Source organism: Streptomyces sp. NPDC060031, from assembly GCF_042736805.1.
GTDB lineage: Bacteria > Actinomycetota > Actinomycetes > Streptomycetales > Streptomycetaceae > Streptomyces.
Window position 1 is genome coordinate 12,565 of record NZ_JBHWVM010000094.1, and the last position, 18,914, is coordinate 31,478.

Sequence of the window (18,914 nt, forward strand, 5' to 3'; positions counted from 1 at the left end):
CACCGCACAAGTACCACCGCACGTACCGCCGCGAACGCCGAGACGGGCATCGCGACGAGCAGAGCAAACGGTCCGCCTCCTGCACCTTCCCCGCTGGAGGCGGACCGCTGTGTTTACAGCCGTTAGTGTGGGGCGCTGTCCAGCAGCCTCCGAGGGCACACCACCCCCGGATCCCCGGCCGGAGGGCCCGTACCGCGATGTCCCTGCACAGCCAGTCGTCGGCCTCCTACCAGGCGGCCGCCACACCAGAGTTCCCCCGGCACGTCGTCACCGCGGTGCTCGTCGCCCATGACGGCTCCCGCTGGCTGCCCCGGACGCTCGCCGGCCTCCTCGGCCAGGAACGCCCCGCCCAGAGCCACATCGCCGCCGACACCGGCAGCGCCGACGACTCCGCGCGCCTGCTCACCGAGGCCCTCGGCGACGACCGGGTCGTGCACCTCGCCCGCCGCACCGGATTCGGCGCAGCCGTCGACGAGGCCGCCCGCACGGCGGGCACCCTCACCCCCGAGGACCTCCCGTACCTCAAGCGCCCCTCGGGCTGGGACCCCGTCAGCCGCACCTGGCGCGACGACAACTACGACCTCCCCGAACTGCCCCACGGCGAACCCGTCCAGTGGCTCTGGCTGCTCCACGACGACTGCGCCCCCGAGCCCGACGCCCTCGCCGAACTGCTGCGCGTCGCCGAGGACAACCCCGAAGCCGCCGTCATCGGCCCCAAGCTGCGCGGCTGGTACGACAAGAAGCAACTCCTCGAAGTCGGCGTCACCATCGCCCGCAGCGGCCGCCGCTGGACCGGACTCGACCGCCGCGAACAGGACCAGGGCCAGCACGACCAGGTCCACCCCGTCCTGTCCGTCTCCACCGCGGGCATGCTCGTACGCCGCGACGTGTACGACGCGCTCGGCGGCTTCGACCGCCGCCTGCCCCTCATGCGCGACGACGTCGACCTGTGCTGGCGCGCCCAGAGCGCCGGCCACACCGTCCTCATCGCCCCCGACGCCGTCCTGCGCCACGCCGAGGCCTCCGCCCGCGAACGCCGCACCGTCGACTGCGCCGGCCGCACCACCGCCAGCCCGCACCGCGTGGACAAGGCCGGCGCCGTCTACACGATGCTCGCCAACAGCTCCGGCCGCGCGCTCCCGTACGTCCTGCTGCGCGTCCTCGTCGGCACCGTGCTGCGCACCCTCGCCTACCTCGTCGGCAAGGCCCCCGGCCAGGCCGTCGACGAGATCACCGGACTCCTCGCCACCCTGCTGAGACCCGGCCGCATCCTGGCCGCCCGCAAGGCGCGCCGCCGCCCCGAGGTCCCCGCCAAGGAACTGCGGCCGCTCTTCCCGCCGCCCGGCGCCACCCTGCGCGCCAACGCCGAACAGCTCGCCGGCTACTTCGGCGGCGACCGCGACACCGAGGCCGCCGCCGCGGGACGCCACGGCGGAGTCGTCGAGTCCGGGCCCGGCGGAGACGACGCCGACTACCTGGAGATCGAACAGTTCGCGCGCCTCAAGCGGATCGCGCGCAAGCCCGCGCCCGTCCTCTTCGCGCTCCTCCTGCTCGTCTCCCTGGTCGCCTGCCGTTCCCTGCTCGGCGGCGGCTCCCTCATGGGCGGCGCCCTGCTGCCCGCCCCCGACAGCGGACTCGACCTCTGGCGCCGCTACACCGGCGACTGGCAGCCCGTCGGTACCGGCTCCACCACCGGCGCGCCCCCCTACCTCGCCGTCCTCGGCGCGATCTCCACCCTGATGTTCGGCTCCACGGCCACCGCCCTGACCCTGCTGCTCGTCTGCTCGGTGCCGCTCGCCGGACTCGCCGCCTACTTCGCCTCCCGGCCGCTCGTCGAGTCCCGGCTGCTGCGCGGCTGGGCCGCCATCGCCTACGCCTTCCTCCCCGCCGTCACCGGAGCCCTCGCCGGCGGCCGCCTCGGCACCGCCGTCCTCGCGGTCCTGCTCCCGCTCATCGCGCGCTCCGCCGTCGCGGCCTTCGGGCTGGCGGGCTCCGAGGGCACCGGCAGCTGGCGAGCGACCTGGACCTACACCCTCCTGCTGACGCTGGCCACCGCCTTCACCCCCGTCGTGTGGCCGCTCGCCGCGGTGCTGGGGACCGCCGCGCTCGTGATGCGCCGCGCGCAGTGGAAGGCGTACGGACCGCGGCTCCTGGCCACCCTCGCCGTCCCGGTCCTCGTCCTCGCCCCGTGGTCGCTGAACCTGCTCACCCACCCGGCCCGCTTCCTGCACGAGGCCGGACTGTCCTACGGAACCGGCTCCGCGAGCGCCCTCGACCTCCTCGGCATCAGCCCCGGCGGACCCAAGACCGCCGGCGGACTGGTGCTGATCGGCATCGTCCTCGCCGCGCTGGCCGCGCTGGTGCGCTCCGAGCGGCAGTTCGCCATCCGCACCGCCTGGGCCACCGCCCTGGCCGCGCTGGTCCTCGCCGTCCTCCTCAACCGCAGCGCCTGGGCCGGTCCCGCCACCCTCGTGTACGGGCTCGCCCTCCTGGCCGCCGCCGTGCTCGGCGCCGACGGCGCCAGGGAACGCGTCGCCGCCAGCAGCTTCGGCTGGCGCCAGCCGCTCGCCGCGCTCATCGCGCTCGCCGCCGCCGTCGGCCCGCTGCTCGGTGCGGCCGGCTGGATGCTGAGCGGCGCCGACGGCCCGCTCCAGCGGCGCGACCCCGTCCAGGTCCCGGCCTTCGTCGCCGAGGAGAGCGGCACCCGTGACCAGGCCCGCACCCTCGTCCTCGGCGCCACCTCGCCCGCCGCGCTCTCCTACACCCTGGTCCGCGGCTCCGGCGGCCACCTCGGCGACGCCGAACTCGCGGCCCAGGCCGGCAGCGACCCCCGCCTCGACAAGGTCGTCTCCAGCCTCGTCGCCGGCTCCGGCGCCGACCAGACCGACCAGCTCGGCGGCTTCGCCATCCGCTACATCCTGGTCCGCGACGGCGCCCCGCAGCAGATGCGCAAGGTCCTCGACGCCACCCCCGGCCTCAGCCGCCTCAGCCAGATCGACGGCAGCGCCCTGTGGCGGGTGGACCGCCAGGTCGCGCGCGCCGTGATCGTCTCCGGCAAGCCCGGCGAGGCTCCGATCCCGGTCGCCTCCGGCCTCGTCGAGGTCCACACCAAGATCCAGGCCGGCGAGGCGGGCCGCGTCCTGCGCATCGCCGACCGGGCCGCCCCCGGCTGGCAGGCCACCCTCGACGGCAAGCCGCTCAGGGCCAAGACCGTCGACGGATGGGCGCAGGCCTTCGAGCTCCCCGCCGCCGGCGGCCGCCTCGACCTCGTCCACGAGGACGCCTTCACCCGGACCGCCTGGCACTGGGCGCAGGGCCTGCTCGCGCTCGTCCTGCTCGTGATGGCCCTGCCCGGCCGCCGCGCCCGCCTCGACGACGACCTGCCCGAGGACGAGGTCGCCATCCCGGCCCAGCCCGGCCCGGGCGAGGCCGGCGAGGGCCGCCGCGCCCGTCGGCTGCGCGCGGAGGCCGAGGCCGCCACCGCCTCGGAGACGGCCGCCGCCGAGACCGCCGCCGCGGTCGCCGCCGACCCGTACGCGGACATCCCGGCGCAGCCGGCGTACGGGGAGGACGCGTACGCGTACCAGGCGTACGGCGACCAGGACGGCCACGCGTACGAGCAGCAGGAGCCCCAGCAACCCCAGCAGCCGCCGTACGCGCCCCCGGCCCCGGAGTACGAGCAGTACCCCGCGCCGGACCAGCCGTACGGCGAGCAGCCGTACCCGGACCAGCCCTACCAGGACCAGCAGTTCGAGCCGCAGCAGTACGAGCAGCCGTACCAGCAGCAGTACCCCCACCCGTACGACCCGTACGACACCTACGGACAGCACGACCCGCGTCCGGACGGGAGCCCCCAGCAGTGAAGCGCGCACCCCTGACGCTCGCGGCCGTGGCGGCGGCGCTCGCCGCCGTCACCGCCGTCGCCTCCCTCACCGCGCCCGCCGACGACGCCTCCGCCGCCACTGAGGGCAAGGCGTCGGCCGCGGCCGCCCGGATGCCGGTGGAGCGGTCGCTGCTGGTGTGCCCGGCGCCCAGCTCCTCCGACATCGCCGACACCCAGTACACGGCGATCACCCCGGGCGCGGCCGCCGCCGGCGGCAAGGGCTCGGCCCGGCTGCTGGGCGCGACCAAGGACGCCAAGCAGGTGCTGGAGCTCAAGGAGCCCGGCAAGCCCGTCGGCGCCAAGGCGTCCGGCGCCGGGGCGCCCGCGCTGACCGGCACCGCCGACGGCTCCCTCGCCCCGGGCTGGACCGCGCAGCAGACCACGGTGGTCTCGGTCGGCCGCGCGCGCGGCGTGCTCGGCGTGAGTTGCACCGCGCCCGGCACCGACTTCTGGTTCCCCGGGGTGAGCACCGCCAAGGGCCGCGAGGACTACGTCCACCTCACCAACCCCGACGACACCGCGGCCGTCGTGGACGTCAAGCTGTTCGGCCCGGACGGGGTGCTCAAGCCCGACCAGGGCACCAGCGAGAACATCCGCATCGACCCGAAGTCCACCAAGGCCATCTCCCTGTCCTCCCTCGCCCCCGGCGCCCAGATCCCGGACGTCACCGCCCACGTCACCACCCGCGCGGGCCGGGTCGGCGCCACCGCGCAGGCCGCCGAGGAAGGGGTCGGCTCGGACTGGCTGCCCGCCTCCGTGGACCCGGCGGGCTCGCTGGTGCTGCCCGGGATCCCCGCGGACGCCACCTCCGTACGGCTGGTCGCCTTCGCGCCCGGCGGCGAGGACGCGGACCTCAAGATCCGCCTCGCCGGCCCGAACGGTTCCATCAGCCCGGCGGACAACGAACAGCTGCACGTCAAGGCCGGCATGACCGCCGGCGTCGACCTCAAGGACGTCACCCGCGGCGAGCCCGGCTCGCTGGTGCTGGCCCCCGCCGACGGCAAGCAGGCGATCCCGGTGGTCGCGGCGGTACGGGTGGTCCGCGGCAGCGGCGCCAAGCAGGAGCTCGGCTTCGTCCAGGCCGCCGCCCCGGTCGGCCCCCGGGCCACCGTCGCCGACAACCGGACCGAGGAGAACGCGACGGTGCTGTCCCTGACGGCGGCGGGCGCCGACGCGAAGGTCAAGGTGACGGCCTCACCCGGCACCGAGGGCGGCGAAGCGGCCTCCCAGGAGGTCACGGTCAAGGCGGGCACCACCCAGACGGTGGCCGTGGCCCCGGCCGGCGGGAAGGGCGCGTACGCCCTCACGGTGGAGACCCTCTCCGGCGGACCCGTCCACGCGTCCCGCACGCTGACCATCCCGCGCGACGGCATCCCGATGTTCACCGTGCAGACCCTGTCGGACGACCACTCGACGGTCTCGGTCCCCAAGGCGAGCCAGGACCTCTCGGTCCTGACGGACTAGCAGCGCGGGTACGGGCAGCGCGGGTACGGGCAGGGCGCGTCAGTCCTGCCCGTAGCGCGGGTCCACCGTCTCCGGGGACAGCCCCAGCAGCTCCGCCACCTGCTCCACCACGATCTCGTGGATCAGCAGCGCCCTGTCGTCCCGCGACTTCGCACGGATCTCCACGGGCCGGCGGAACACCACGATCCGGGCCGGCCGCCCGTCCACAGGCTCCGACAGCCCGCCCAGCGGCACCGCCTCGTCGTTCCAGCCGGCGTCCGGACCGCCCGGCGGGCCCGGCACGTCCCCGACCAGGAACTCCACCTCGGCCAGCTGCGGCCAGCGCCGCTCCAGACGCTCCACGGAATCCCGTACGAGGTCGCCGAAGAGCTCCGCCCGGCTCGCCGACAGCGGCACCTGCGGCGGGGCCACCGGCCCGCGCATCCCGCGCCCGTGCCGGTCACGCCGGCGCACCCGCGGCTCGGCGGGAGGCCCGGCGGCGGAGTCGGCCGGGAGGGGAGGGGGCAGAGGGCTGTCCGTCACCCCCGCAGCGTAGCCCGCGCCCCCGCCCCCGATCCGGCCTTCGCCCCGGCCACGGTCCGATGTCGTACGCGGAACGATTCGGCCAAGGTTGGGCCGCGTTCCGGACTCCCCGCACCGGACCGGGCACGGCCCGCACCCCGACGGCACGACGACACGGGGGAGTGACCGGCGGTAGTGTCGTCGCGGCCCGGTCAAGAGTGCGGTACCGTCCAACGTCGTGAGCCTTGTACGTCGCTGTTCGCGCACCGCGTGCGGCCGCCCTGCCGTCGCGACACTGACGTACGTCTACGCCGATTCGACCGCAGTTCTCGGCCCGCTCGCCACCTACGCCGAACCCCACTGCTATGACCTGTGCGCCGAGCACTCGGAGCGCCTGACGGCCCCGCGCGGCTGGGACGTCGTACGCCTCTCCGACGGCTCCGCGCCGTCCCGCCCCACCGGCGACGACCTCGAAGCCCTGGCCAACGCCGTGCGCGAGGCGGCCCGTCCGCCGGAGCGCGCGGCCGAGGCCGGCGGCGGCCGCCGCCCGGGCACCCAGGCCACCGGCGAGACACGTCGAGGACACCTGCGTGTCCTGCGTTCGCCCGACTCCTGACACCCGGATCGTCTGAAGGGCCGCTTTCCACACGAGGTAGGTTTGCTCCACCGCACAGGACCTTCAGGAGGGCAGGCAGTGGCCGCAGATCTTTCGAACATCGTCAAGGCATACGACGTACGAGGCGTCGTACCGGACGAGTGGGACGAGCCCCTGGCCGAGCTGTTCGGTGCCGCTTTCGTCGAGGTCACCGGAGCCACGGCCATCGTCGTCGGCCACGACATGCGCCCCTCCTCGCCCGGCCTGTCCGGCGCCTTCGCCCGCGGCGCGGCCGCCCGCGGCGTCGACGTCACCCTGATCGGGCTGTGCTCCACCGACCAGCTGTACTACGCCTCCGGCAAGCTGGACCTGCCCGGCGCGATGTTCACGGCCTCGCACAACCCGGCCCAGTACAACGGCATCAAGCTCTGCCGCGCGGGCGCCGCCCCGGTCGGCCAGGACACCGGCCTGTCCACCGTCCGCGAGCTCGCCGAGAAGTGGACCGACGAGGGCGCCCCGGCGATCCCCGCCGGCACCGTCCCGGGCACCATCACCGAGCTGGACAGCCTCGCCGGTTACGCCGCGCACCTCAAGGGCCTGGTGGACCTCACCGCCATCCGCCCGCTGAAGGTCGTCGTCGACGCGGGCAACGGCATGGGCGGTCACACCGTCCCCACCGTCTTCGAGGGCCTCCCGCTGGACCTCGTACCCATGTACTTCGAGCTGGACGGGACCTTCCCGAACCACGAGGCCAACCCGCTCGACCCGAAGAACATCGTCGACCTCCAGGCCCGCGTGATCGCCGAGGGCGCCGACCTCGGCCTCGCCTTCGACGGCGACGCCGACCGCTGCTTCGTCGTCGACGAGCGCGGCGAGGGCGTCTCCCCGTCCGCCATCACCGCCCTGGTCGCGGCCCGCGAGCTGGCCCGCAACGGCGGCAGCGGCACCGTGATCCACAACCTGATCACCTCCTGGTCCGTCCCGGAGGTCGTCAAGGAGAACGGCGGCACCCCCGTCCGCACCCGCGTCGGCCACTCCTTCATCAAGGAGGAGATGGCCAAGTCAGGTGCCATCTTCGGCGGCGAGCACTCCGCGCACTACTACTTCAAGGACTTCTGGAACGCGGACACCGGCATGCTCGCCGCGCTCCACGTCCTGGCGGCCCTCGGCGGCCAGGACGGCACCCTGTCCGACCTGGTCTCCTCCTACGACCGCTACGTCGGCTCGGGCGAGATCAACTCCACCGTCGCCGACCAGGCCGGCCGCACCGCCCTGGTCAAGGAGACCTACGGCTCCCAGGACGGCGTCACCATCGACGAACTGGACGGCCTGACGGTCACCACCGCCGACTGGTGGTTCAACCTGCGCCCCTCCAACACCGAGCCGCTCCTGCGCCTCAACGTGGAAGCCCGCGACCAGGCCACCCTCACCAAGGTCCGCGACGAGGTCCTCGCCCTCGTCCGCGCCTGACCCAAACCCCGGCGGGGCTGCACCATCCCGGCCCCGCCGGGCCATTTCAGCCCCGCCGCCGTTCGAGGCGCGGGGTCCGGGCGGTGCCCCGCGGTCCGGTCCGGCCGGGATCCCCGTAGCACAGCTCAGCGCAGCGACGCGGCACCGAAGGTGACTCGGCGGTACGCTGACCTCGCCCGATCCACATCCCCGAAGGGAACCCGCCCCATGCCGCTCGAAGCCGGCCTCCTGGAGATCCTCGCCTGCCCCGCCTGCCACTCGCCCCTCGAGGACAAGTCGGCCGACGAGACGGCACCCGAGCTGATCTGCACCGGCACCGCGGACTGCGGTCTCGCCTACCCGGTACGCGACGGCATCCCGGTCCTCCTCGTGGACGAGGCGCGCCGCCCCGCGTAGCCCGCCCCACCCGCGCAGACCGCCCACGCCGTCAACACCGCCGGAGGCCGCCATGCTCGACGAGTCGCTCCTCGACGCACCGGAGGACCTGGCCCGCGCCGACCGCCGCGGCCTGCTCCGCGGCGCCGCCGAGGCCGGCGCCCGGGTCCGCACCGCCGTCCGGCACGCCGCAGAGGCCGGCCTCGGGGACCTGCGCCCCGACGGCCGCCCCCGCGCCGTGCTCATCGCCGGCCCCGGCACCGCCGCCACCGGCGTCGCCGACCTGCTGGGCGCCCTCGCCGGAGCCTCCGCCCCGGTCACCCGGCTGCACCCCACCGGGGTCGCACACGCCCCCGGCGCACTGCGCTGGGCGGTGCCCGGCTGGGCCGGCCCCGTCGACCTGCTGCTCATCGCCACCACCGACGGCACCGAGCCCGGCCTCGCCGTCCTCGCCGAGCAGGCCTACCGGCGCGGCTGCACCGTCGTCGCCGTCGCGCCCGAACGCTCGCCCCTGAGCGAGGCGGTGGACGGCGCGCACGGCCTCCTCGTACCGATGGCCAGGGCCCCGTACCAGGAGTACGACGAGTCCGCGGCGGCCGGCCCCGGCGCCCTGTGGGCACTGCTGACCCCGCTGCTGGTCCTCCTCGACAAGGTGGGCCTGATCACGGCGGCCCCCGGCACCCTGCAGCTCGTCGCCGACCGGCTCGACCGCACCGCCGAGCGCTGCGGCCCCGCCATCGCCACCTACTCCAACCCGGCCAAGACCCTCGCCTCCGAGCTCGCCGACTCCCTCCCGCTCATCTGGAGCGAGGGCGCCGCCGCCGGCCCGGCCGGCCGCCGCTTCGCCGCCACCCTCGCCGAGCTCGCCGGCCGCCCCGCGCTCGCCGCCGAGCTCCCCGAGGCGCTGCCCGCCCACGGGGTCCTGCTGGCCGGGTCCTTCGCCGCCGGAGCCGACCCCGAGGACTTCTTCCGCGACCGGGTCGAGGAACCCCAGGCCCTGCGCGCCCGCGTCGTCCTGCTGCGCGACCGGCCGGCCGGCGGTCTGACGGCCGCCCCCGCCGCCCGCGAACTCGCCCTCAGCCACGACACGGCCATCAGCGAGCTCGAACCCGAGGAGGGCACGGAGCTCGAACAGCTCGCCGAACTCCTCGCCGTCACCGACTTCGCCACCGCCTACCTGGCGCTGGCTTCCAGGGGACACGGCTGAGGCACACCCGGGCCGCCCCGCTCCAGTTCCAGATCCAGAAAGACGACGATGGACCGCCTGACGAACACGATCCGCCCCTACGCCTGGGGCTCCACCACCGCGATCCCGGCCCTCCTGGGAGTCGAGCCGACCGGTGAGCCCCAGGCCGAGATGTGGTTGGGCGCCCACCCCGGGGCGCCGTCCCGCCTCGACCGCGGCGCCGGGACGAGCACCCTCGCGGACGTCATCGCGGCCGACCCCGAGGGCGAGCTCGGAGCGGCCGCCGTCGCCAAGTTCGGCCCCAGGCTGCCCTTCCTCCTCAAGATCCTCGCCGCCGGAGCCCCGCTCTCCCTCCAGGTCCACCCCGACCTCGCCCAGGCCCGGGCGGGCTTCGCCGACGAGGAGAGCCGCGGCGTCCCGATCGACGCGGGCCACCGCAACTACAAGGACGCCAACCACAAGCCCGAACTGGTCTGCGCGCTCACCCCCTTCGACGGCCTGTGCGGCTTCCGCCCGCCGCTGGAGGCCGCCGTGCTGCTCGAAGGCCTCGGCGTCGACTCCCTCAAGCCGTACGCCGACCTGCTGCGCGCCCACCCCGAGGAGGCGGCGCTGCGCGAGGTGCTCACCGCCGTACTGACCGCCGAGCGCGCCGAGATGGCCCGTACGGTCACCGAGGCCGCGGCCGCCGCCGAACGGCTCGGCGGCCCGTACGCGCCGTACGCGGGGCTCGTGCACGACTACCCGGGCGACCCCGGCGTGATCGCCGCCATGCTGCTCCACCACGTCCGACTCCAGCCCGGCGAAGCCATGTTCCTCGGCGCCGGCATCCCGCACGCCTACCTCGACGGACTCGGCGTCGAGCTGATGGCCAACTCCGACAACGTGCTGCGCTGCGGGCTCACCCCCAAGCACGTCGACGTCCCGGAGCTGCTCAAGGTCGTCATCTTCGAGCCCAGCGAGCCCGGCCTGCTGCGCCCCGAGGGCGACGGCGAGGAGGTCTACGAGACCCCCATCGACGAATTCCGGCTCTCCCGCTTCGACCTGGCCCCCGGCGGCGCCCCGCAGACCCTCCCGGACGGCGCCCCGCAGATCCTGCTGTGCACCGCCGGATCCCCGATGGCGGGCGAACTGACCCTGGCCCCGGGCGAGTCGGTGTTCGTGCCGGCGGGCGAAAAGGCCGAACTGTCCGGGACCGGTACTGTCTTCCGTGCCACCGTGGTGGTCTGACGCAGCGTCCGTCCCGCCGGCTGCAACAATGTGCGGCCGGTAGTCAGTGGCTAGGAAGGACACCCCGCATCCATGAGCGCGTCGGGCGGTACCAAGGCGATCGTGGCGGCACTCGCCGCCAACCTCGCCATCGCTGTAGCCAAATTCGTGGCATTCCTCTTCAGCGGATCCTCGTCGATGCTCGCGGAAAGCGTCCACTCGCTGGCGGACTCCGGGAACCAGGGGCTGCTCCTCCTCGGAGGGAAGAAGGCGAAGCGCGAGGCGACGCCGCAGCACCCCTTCGGCTACGGGCGTGAGCGCTACATCTACGCCTTCCTCGTCTCCATCGTGCTGTTCACGGTCGGCGGCATGTTCGCGATCTACGAGGGCTTCGCCAAGATCAAGGACCCGCACGCGATCGAGCACTGGTACTGGCCGGTCGGCGTCCTCGTCTTCGCGATCCTCGCCGAGTCCTTCTCCTTCCGTACGGCGATCAAGGAGTCGAACGAGATCCGCGGCACGCTGTCGTGGGGCCAGTTCATCAGGCGCGCCAAGGCTCCCGAGCTGCCCGTGGTCCTGCTGGAGGACCTCGGCGCGCTCGTCGGCCTGGTCCTGGCACTCGGGGGCGTGGGCCTCGCGCTGCTGACCGGCGACGGAGTCTGGGACGGCATCGGCACCCTGTGCATCGGCGTCCTGCTCATCGTCATCGCGATCATCCTGGCCGCGGAGACCAAGTCCCTGCTGCTGGGCGAGGCCGCGGGCACGGAAGAGGTCGAGAAGATCAAGGCCGCGCTCGTCGACGGGCACACCGTCACCGGCGTGATCCACATGCGGACCCTGCACCTCGGCCCCGAGGAGCTGCTGGTCGCCGCCAAGATCGCCGTCCGGCACGACGACACCGCGACCCAGGTCGCGAACGCCATCGACGCCGCCGAGGCCCGCATCCGCGCGGCCGTGCCGATCGCCCGGGTGATCTACCTGGAGCCCGACATCTACGACGCCGCCGCGCACGAGGCGGGCAAGGCCTGACGGCTCCGCGTACGAGAAGGCCCCCGCGGCGACGGCCGCGGGGGCCTTCCTCGTAGGCGTGCCGGCCGGGACCTACCGGATCTCGCGCAGGACGTCCAGGATCGCCCGCTCGTCCGGGGCGCCCTGCAGGCGCTCCCGGAAGCCGGTGTCCATCAGCTTGCGCGACAGCAGCGCCAGGATCCGCAGGTGCTCATCGCCGGCCGCGGCTTCCGGCACCGAGATCATGAAGATCAGCCGGGCCTTCGTCCCGTCCAGGGCGCCCCACTCGATGCCCTCCCCGGAGCGGGCGAAGCCCACGGTCGGGCGGGCCACCGCGTCCGTCTTGGCGTGCGGGATCGCGATCGACTCGCCGAGGCCCGTCGTGCCCTGCGCCTCCCGGGCGAGGGCGACCCGTACGAGCTCGTCCACGTCCCGGACGTTGCCGGTGTCGGCCAGCATCCCGGCCATCTCGCGGATCGCCGCCTCCTTGGAGTCCGAGGCCAGCTCGGTCTTCACGGTGCGCGCGGTCAGGTACCCGGACAGCACCTCGGGCTCCGCGGCGCCGGCCGGGGCCGACGTCTGGGTCAGGGCCGGGGCCCGGCCCGGCCGGACGGCCGCCCCGGTACCGGGGGCGGCGCCCGCTCCGGCGCCGACGAGCACGGGCTCCCGTACCGCAGCGGCCGCGACGGACCCGGGCGCCGTACCGTTCCTGCGGAGCTTGATCTCGATGAGCGCGTTCGTGGTGAGCGCCGTGACGGCCACACCGAGCGCCATGGCGACGAAGAACATCGCGACACCGCTGACGGCGCCGAACAGCGCCACGATCGGACCGCCGTGCGGTACGGAGTTCTCGACACCGGCCAGACCCGCGACGGCACCCGCCACCGCACCTCCGAGCATGTTCGCCGGGATGACCTGCGCGGGCCGCGCGGCGGCGAAGGGAATGGCGCCTTCGGAAATCCCGAAGAAGCCCATGAACAGAGCGGCGATGCCGGTCTCCCGCTCCTGGTCGCCGTAGAGCTTGCGGCGCAGCTGCGTGGCCAGGCCCTGGCCGAGCGGCATGACCGGGATGGCCGCGGCGGCCATGCCCATGACGTGGTTGTTGGTGCCGATGAGGCCCACGGCGACGAGGAAGGCGGTCTTGTTGACCGGACCGCCCATGTCGAAGGCGATCATCAGGCCGATCAGGGCGCCCAGCACGATCGCGCTGGAGCCGGTCATCCCGTTCAGCCAGCTGGTGAGGGTCGTGAAGACCCAGGAGATGGGCCGGCCGATGACGTAGATGTAGAAGAGTCCGAGCGCCAAGGTCGACAACACCGGGATCACGATGATCGGCATGATCGGCATGACGAACTTCGGGACCTTGACCTTCTTGATCCAAATCACCAGATAGCCGGCGAGGAAGCCCGTCGCGATGGCGCCGAGGAAGCCGGCGTTCGCGTCCGCGCCGTAGATGTTGACGGCGTCCGCGGCCAGGAAACCGCCGATCATGCCGGGGACCAGCGCGGGCCGGTCGCCGAGTGCGTAGGCGATGTAGCCGGAGAAGATCGGCAGCATCAGCTTGAAGCCGAGCCCGCCGAGGGCGTTGACGTAGAACCAGAACGAGTCCTTGTCGAACTCGATGCCCTTGGGCGTGGTGTGGCCGCCCAGCGCGATCGAGACCGCGAGCAGCAGACCGCCGACCACCACGAACGGGATCATGTACGAGACGCCGTTCATCAGCGCCTTGTACGCCTGGCTGCGCTGCCGGCCGCCGCCCGCGCCCGCGTCGCCCGCGCCCGCGCCGCCGCCATCGCCCGCGGCGGCGGTCGTCCCGGCCTGCACCGGCGCGCTCTGCGCGCGCTCGATCAGCTCCTCCGGTTTGTGGATGCCGTCCGCGACGCCCGTCGCCAGGACCCGCTTGCCGGCGAAGCGCTCGCGGTCGACCTCCTTGTCGGCGGCGATGATGACCGCGTCCGCCTCCCTGACATCGTTGTCAGTCAGCAGGTTCTCGGCCCCGATGGAGCCTTGCGTCTCCACCTTCATCCCGACACCCAGCCGGTCGGCGGCCTGCTGGAGCTTCTCCGCGGCCATATAGGTGTGCGCGATGCCCGTGGGACACGCGGTCACGGCGACCAACTTCACGGGACTGCGCCCGCTCGCGCCTCCGCCACCGGGAGGGCCTGCCGCACTGGTCACTGGAATCTCCTCACGCCTTCGGTCCTGCGGGATCGCGCATCCGGCCCGATCCCACCGCATCCTGCTCCAGGGAGGAGGTGGATCAAAGGTCCGAAAGGCCTGAACTGTTCCGCTGGAAGGCCCGACCCCACGATCCGCCTTGCCCCTCCGCCGACTGGGGCACGCTCCGCCGGTCGGTGTAGATTCGTCATCAGTGTCAGGCGTCGCTGCTGATGGCGGTCGGGCGGTCCCGTGACCGGCCGAGGGGAGAGAGGGCCCCCGACGGACTGTGCTCGGTGTGCCGCCCCGCCTCACCACGGCCGGTGCACAGCTCAGCCGTACCCACCCTCTCGAACCATGAGGAGCAGCACCCATGGACTTCAAGGTCGCAGACCTGAGCCTTGCCGCCTTCGGCCGCAAGGAGATCACCCTGGCCGAGCACGAGATGCCGGGCCTGATGTCGATCCGCCGGGAGTACGCGGCAACCCAGCCCCTGGCCGGCGCGCGCATCACCGGCTCCCTGCACATGACCGTGCAGACCGCCGTCCTCATCGAGACGCTCGTCGCCCTCGGCGCCGACGTCCGCTGGGCCTCCTGCAACATCTTCTCCACCCAGGACCACGCGGCCGCCGCCATCGCCGTCGGCCCGAACGGCACGCCGGAGAACCCGCAGGGCGTCCCCGTCTTCGCCTGGAAGGGCGAGACGCTGGAGGAGTACTGGTGGTGCACGGAGCAGGCGCTGACCTGGCCGAACACCCCCACCGGCGGCCCGAACATGATCCTCGACGACGGTGGTGACGCCACCCTGCTCGTCCACAAGGGCGTCGAGTTCGAGAAGGTCGGCTCCGCCCCGGACCCGGCCACCGCCGACTCCGAGGAGTACGGCTACATCCTCACCCTGCTCAACCGCACCCTCGGGGAGACCCCGCAGAAGTGGACGCAGCTCGCGTCCGAGATCCGCGGCGTCACCGAGGAGACCACCACCGGTGTCCACCGCCTGTACGAAATGATGGCCGAGGGCACCCTGCTCTTCCCGGCGATCAACGTGAACGACGCCGTGACGAAGTCGAAGTTCGACAACAAGTACGGCTGCCGCCACTCCCTCATCGACGGCATCAACCGCGCCACCGACGTCCTCATCGGCGGCAAGGTCGCGGTCGTCTGCGGCTACGGCGACGTCGGCAAGGGCTGCGCCGAGTCGCTGCGCGGCCAGGGCGCGCGCGTCATCGTCACCGAGATCGACCCGATCTGCGCCCTCCAGGCCGCGATGGACGGCTACCAGGTCGCCACGCTCCAGGACGTCGTCGAGACGGCCGACATCTTCATCACCACGACCGGCAACAAGGACATCATCATGGCCGCCGACATGGCCAAGATGAAGCACCAGGCGATCGTGGGCAACATCGGCCACTTCGACAACGAGATCGACATGGCCGGCCTGGCCAAGATCGAGGGCATCGTCAAGGACGAGGTCAAGCCCCAGGTCCACACCTGGAAGTTCCCCGACGGCAAGGTCCTGATCGTCCTCTCCGAGGGCCGTCTGCTGAACCTGGGCAACGCGACCGGCCACCCGTCCTTCGTGATGTCGAACTCCTTCGCGGACCAGACCCTGGCCCAGATCGAGCTCTTCACCAAGCCGGCCGAGTACCCCACCGACGTGTACGTGCTCCCCAAGCACCTCGACGAGAAGGTCGCCCGCCTGCACCTCGACGCGCTGGGCGTCAGGCTCACCACCCTGCGCCCGGAGCAGGCCGACTACATCGGCGTCAAGGTCGAGGGCCCGTACAAGCCGGACCACTACCGCTACTGATCCCCGCGGATCCACAGCACCGAGCCAGGCCCCCGGCACCTCGCCGGGGGCCTGCCCCGTACCCACCCAAGGACTGGACTCCGGACCCCATGCCCCGCGGCCGCTACTCGCTCCACGACCCGCACGACCACACCCCGCTCGGCGAGGAGCACTTCCACTGCGCCCCGGGCCCCTCCGGCTGGCGCTACGTCTCCCAGATCACCGGCCCGGACGGCGATCACCGCGGCTCCGTCGACCTCGCGATCGACGAACTCGGACGCCCCATCCGCCTGGAGGTGAACGCCTCGAGCTGGCAGGTCCGCGGCGCCGCCATCGACGGCGTCACCTGGGTGCGCACCGACCCCGCCGGCGCCGAAGCCACCGAGGGCAACGTCCAGGCCCCCGGCTTCACCGGCACCTCCCCGGCTTTCCTCGTCGCGACGGCCCGACTGCTCCGCCTGGCCCCCGGCGCCCCCGCCACCCGCGTCCGGCTCGTCGCACTCACCGACCCGGTGCTGGCCCCCCGCACCGTCGACCAGGCCTGGGCCCTGCTGCGACGCGAGGAACACCCCACCGACAGCGGCCCGCTCCTGGTGGACGAGTACCAGGTCAGCGCCCTGGACACCGGCGAGGTCCACACGATCCACCTCGCCGGGGACGTGATCCTCTCGGCCCCCGGCATCGAACTCGAACACCTGGAGACCCCGCCGTCCTCATTCGACGGCCAGGGCCAGGGCGCCTAGGCGGGCGGGGCGAACCCGGTCCCGCGCGCGGGCGGCTGTACGGCTGCCACGTGGGCGGGAGCCACCGGCGCGACCGGAGCCACGGCCGGCGCGACCGCCGGCAGCACCGGCATCCCGCCGTACGGAACAGACGCGGGAACAGACGCGGGAGCGGGCGCGGGCGCCGGGGCGGGAGCAGCAGCCGTACGGGTAAAGGCCCGGGCCGCGTCACGCGACTGCCGCTCGTGCACCACCGCCATGAGGAACGCGGCCGCGGGCACCCCGGCAGGCGCCGGCGCCCCGGTCCGCGCCACCAGATCGTCCGCGAGCCGCGCCGCCATCGCCGCACCCACCTGCGGGTCCAGCTGGTTCATCCGCGTCAGGTACTGCCGTATCGCCAGCCACAGCCCGTCCGGCACCGCCGACAGGTCCAGCCCGGCGAACCGTCCCGCCAGCCACGGCGGCGGAGGCGGCACCGGCATCACCCGCGCCCCGGGCACCCGCTCCCGTATGACGAGGGCCCCCGCGAAGACGTCCCCGAGCCGCCGCCCGCGCGCCGACACCAGCGAGGCGATGCACGCCACCGCACCGAAGGTGCCCAGCAGCTCGACGACCCCCATCGCCCCGCGCACCAGCGCGTGCCGGAACCGGATCGGCCCGCCGTCGTCCCGCACCACCCGCAGCCCGCACGCGAGCTTGCCCAGCGACCGCCCGTGGCTCAGCGTCTCCACGGCGATCGGCACGCCGACGAGCACCAGGACGAAGGACCCGACCTGCACGGCAGCCCGCGCCGCGGTGTCCATCGAGGCGATGGCGAAGGTCAGTCCCAGCGAGACGAGCAGGTACCCGGTGACGTACACGAGCAGGTCGAGCAGTACCGCCAGCGCCCGGCTCGGCAGCCTCGCAGGCCGCAGCCCCAGGACGACCGCGTCCCCCGTCACCAGATCGCTCACCGATGCCCACCCTTCACGTGACCTGGCCCGCCCCTTCGGCATCCAGTCTGCCAAGCTGACCACAGAACAAGCAGGAAAAATCAGGGGACCGGCAGCGGACCAGGGGCAGGGGAGCGCCAACCACATGGATCTCGACGTCTTCGTGGCGGCCCACCGGGCGGAGTGGGACCGGCTGGAGCAGCTCCTGGGCCGCGGCCGCAGACTCACCGGAGCCGAGGCGGACGAACTCGTCGCGCTCTACCAGCGGACCTCCACCCACCTCTCCCTCATCCAGTCCAGCACCCCCGACCCGATGCTCACGGGCCGCCTGACGCAGCTCGTCGCGCGCGCCCGCGCCACGGTGACCGGCGCCCGCCGCGGCGGCTGGCGCGACGCGGCCCGCTTCTTCACCGCCGGCTTCCCGGCGGCCGTCTACCGCAGCCGCCGCTGGTGGGTGCCGACCGCGCTGATCTCCACCGCCTTGGGCGCGCTCATCGGCTGGTGGATCGCCACCCACCCCGAGGTCCGGGGCGCCATCGCGGCCCCCGAGGACCTCTTGGCGATGACGAAGCCGGGCGGCGAGTACGAGACGTACTACTCCAGCCATCCGGCGGCCTCCTTCGCCGCCCAGGTCTGGACGAACAACGCCCAGGCGGCCGCGATGTGCCTGGTGCTGGGCGCCTTCCTGGGTCTGCCGGTGCTCTGGATCCTCTTCCTGAACATGGCCAACCTCGGCGTCGGCATCGGCCTGATGGCCTCCGCCGGCCGCCTCGACGTCTTCCTCGGCCTGATCCTCCCGCACGGCCTCCTCGAACTGACGGCCGTCTTCGTCGCCGCGGGTACGGGCCTGCGCCTGGGCTGGACGGTCATCGACCCGGGCCCGCGCACCCGCCGCGAGGCCCTGGCGGAACAGGGCCGCGCCGCCCTCGGCATGGCCATCGGCCTGGCGGCGGTCCTCTTCGTCTCGGGCCTCATCGAAGGCTTCGTCACCCCCTCCGGCCTGCCCACCTGGGCCCGCATCACCATCGGCGTCACCGCCGAGGCCGCCTTCCTGCTGTATGTCTACGTGCTGGGCGGCCGCGCCTCCCGCGAGGGAGAGGTCGGCGACGTGGAGACGGCGGACCGGACGGCTACCCTGCCCACCGCGGCCTGATGTGCGTACGGGCCCACTGAGCTGCTAGTCTCCTCGTCGTCCCGCGAACACCGTTGACACGGTGGCCGTGGGGAGGTAGATTCGAACGGTTGCCTCGAACTGGACAAGTTCGGCAGCGATGGTTTAACATCTCTCTCGCCCCTCGGGAATTCAATTCCAAGTGGGCACCGTCGACTCTCCCTTCAGAGATCCGAAGCCGGGAAATCCGGTGGAAAACTTCTGATAGAGTCGAAATCGCCGAAAAGGAAAAGCGCGAAAGCGAAAGACCTGGAAAGCGAAACCCGCTTCGACCGGGAATCGGACACGAAAGAGTCTGATAGAGTCGGAGACACAAGAACGAAGGAAGCGCCCGGAGGAAAGCCCGAGAGGGTGAGTACGAAGGAAGCGTCCGTTCCTTGAGAACTCAACAGCGTGCCAAAAATCAACGCCAAAAGTTGATACCCCGTCCATTTCGGTGGATGAGGTTCCTTTGA

At 73.0% G+C, this 18,914-nt stretch carries 15 protein-coding genes; 11 read left to right on the forward strand and 4 right to left on the reverse strand.

The features are described from left to right. Positions 1-197 precede the first annotated feature (197 nt). Together ACFWB8_RS30720 and ACFWB8_RS30725 are read left to right on the forward strand one after the other, a co-directional pair. Positions 198-3,863 (forward strand): glycosyltransferase, encoded by a 3,666-nt coding sequence (locus ACFWB8_RS30720; RefSeq protein WP_385234324.1) that lies wholly within the window; start codon positions 198-200, stop codon positions 3,861-3,863. Continuing rightward, the gene (locus ACFWB8_RS30725) at positions 3,860-5,347 is read left to right on the forward strand and encodes a DUF5719 family protein (RefSeq protein WP_385234327.1); all 1,488 of its coding nucleotides are present in this window, start codon (positions 3,860-3,862) and stop codon (positions 5,345-5,347) included. Before ACFWB8_RS30720 ends, ACFWB8_RS30725 begins: the two co-directional genes overlap by 4 nt. A gap of 39 nt (positions 5,348-5,386) precedes the next feature. On the opposite strand, the gene ACFWB8_RS30730 is transcribed toward ACFWB8_RS30725, so the two are convergent. Further along, entirely contained in the window at positions 5,387-5,869 is a 483-nt protein-coding gene (locus ACFWB8_RS30730; RefSeq protein ID WP_385234330.1) for a metallopeptidase family protein, read from the reverse strand. A gap of 217 nt (positions 5,870-6,086) precedes the next feature. On the opposite strand from ACFWB8_RS30730, the gene ACFWB8_RS30735 reads away from it, so the two are divergent. The 6 genes from ACFWB8_RS30735 to ACFWB8_RS30760 all read left to right on the forward strand — a co-directional run bounded on the left by ACFWB8_RS30735 (position 6,087) and on the right by ACFWB8_RS30760 (position 11,709). Then, the gene (locus tag ACFWB8_RS30735) at positions 6,087-6,464 is read left to right on the forward strand and encodes a DUF3499 domain-containing protein (protein ID WP_385234333.1); all 378 of its coding nucleotides are present in this window, start codon (positions 6,087-6,089) and stop codon (positions 6,462-6,464) included. Positions 6,465-6,542: 78 nt separating this feature from the next. Then, the gene (locus ACFWB8_RS30740) at positions 6,543-7,913 is read left to right on the forward strand and encodes a phosphomannomutase/phosphoglucomutase (protein WP_385234336.1); all 1,371 of its coding nucleotides are present in this window, start codon (positions 6,543-6,545) and stop codon (positions 7,911-7,913) included. A gap of 207 nt (positions 7,914-8,120) precedes the next feature. Further along, positions 8,121-8,309, forward strand: a complete 189-nt coding sequence (locus ACFWB8_RS30745) for a Trm112 family protein (protein WP_365916561.1) — start codon at positions 8,121-8,123, stop codon at positions 8,307-8,309. Between the two features lie 52 nt (positions 8,310-8,361). Then, complete coding sequence (locus tag ACFWB8_RS30750; protein WP_385234339.1) at positions 8,362-9,495, forward strand: SIS domain-containing protein; 1,134 nt, start codon at positions 8,362-8,364, stop codon at positions 9,493-9,495. A gap of 48 nt (positions 9,496-9,543) precedes the next feature. Next, positions 9,544-10,701: a mannose-6-phosphate isomerase, class I gene (manA, locus tag ACFWB8_RS30755; RefSeq protein WP_385234342.1), complete on the forward strand. Its 1,158-nt coding sequence runs from the start codon at positions 9,544-9,546 to the stop codon at positions 10,699-10,701. A gap of 72 nt (positions 10,702-10,773) precedes the next feature. Next, positions 10,774-11,709 (forward strand): cation diffusion facilitator family transporter, encoded by a 936-nt coding sequence (locus ACFWB8_RS30760; protein WP_385234345.1) that lies wholly within the window; start codon positions 10,774-10,776, stop codon positions 11,707-11,709. 72 nt (positions 11,710-11,781) lie between these two features. Here ACFWB8_RS30760 and ACFWB8_RS30765 read toward each other — a convergent pair whose 3' ends face one another. After that, on the reverse strand, positions 11,782-13,866 hold the full coding sequence (locus ACFWB8_RS30765) for a fructose-specific PTS transporter subunit EIIC (protein WP_385234348.1): 2,085 nt from the start codon (positions 13,864-13,866) through the stop codon (positions 11,782-11,784). Between the two features lie 352 nt (positions 13,867-14,218). Between ACFWB8_RS30765 and ahcY the strand changes: the two genes are divergently transcribed. Together ahcY and ACFWB8_RS30775 are read left to right on the forward strand one after the other, a co-directional pair. Beyond that, positions 14,219-15,655, forward strand: coding sequence for an adenosylhomocysteinase (gene ahcY, locus ACFWB8_RS30770; RefSeq protein ID WP_385234351.1), 1,437 nt, complete (start codon positions 14,219-14,221; stop codon positions 15,653-15,655). Between the two features lie 89 nt (positions 15,656-15,744). After that, positions 15,745-16,377: a hypothetical protein gene (locus ACFWB8_RS30775; RefSeq protein ID WP_385234354.1), complete on the forward strand. Its 633-nt coding sequence runs from the start codon at positions 15,745-15,747 to the stop codon at positions 16,375-16,377. Here the strand turns inward: ACFWB8_RS30775 and ACFWB8_RS30780 are convergent. Further along, positions 16,374-17,309: an RDD family protein gene (locus ACFWB8_RS30780; RefSeq protein ID WP_385234357.1), complete on the reverse strand. Its 936-nt coding sequence runs from the start codon at positions 17,307-17,309 to the stop codon at positions 16,374-16,376. The genes ACFWB8_RS30775 and ACFWB8_RS30780 overlap by 4 nt on opposite strands. Positions 17,310-17,433: 124 nt before the next feature. Here ACFWB8_RS30780 and ACFWB8_RS30785 point away from each other — a divergent pair, with 124 nt between their 5' ends. Further along, positions 17,434-18,441, forward strand: coding sequence for a stage II sporulation protein M (locus ACFWB8_RS30785; protein WP_385234361.1), 1,008 nt, complete (start codon positions 17,434-17,436; stop codon positions 18,439-18,441). Between the two features lie 182 nt (positions 18,442-18,623). Here ACFWB8_RS30785 and ACFWB8_RS30790 read toward each other — a convergent pair. After that, the coding region (locus ACFWB8_RS30790; RefSeq protein ID WP_385234364.1) for a hypothetical protein at positions 18,624-18,914 on the reverse strand (291 nt) is incomplete at its 5' end.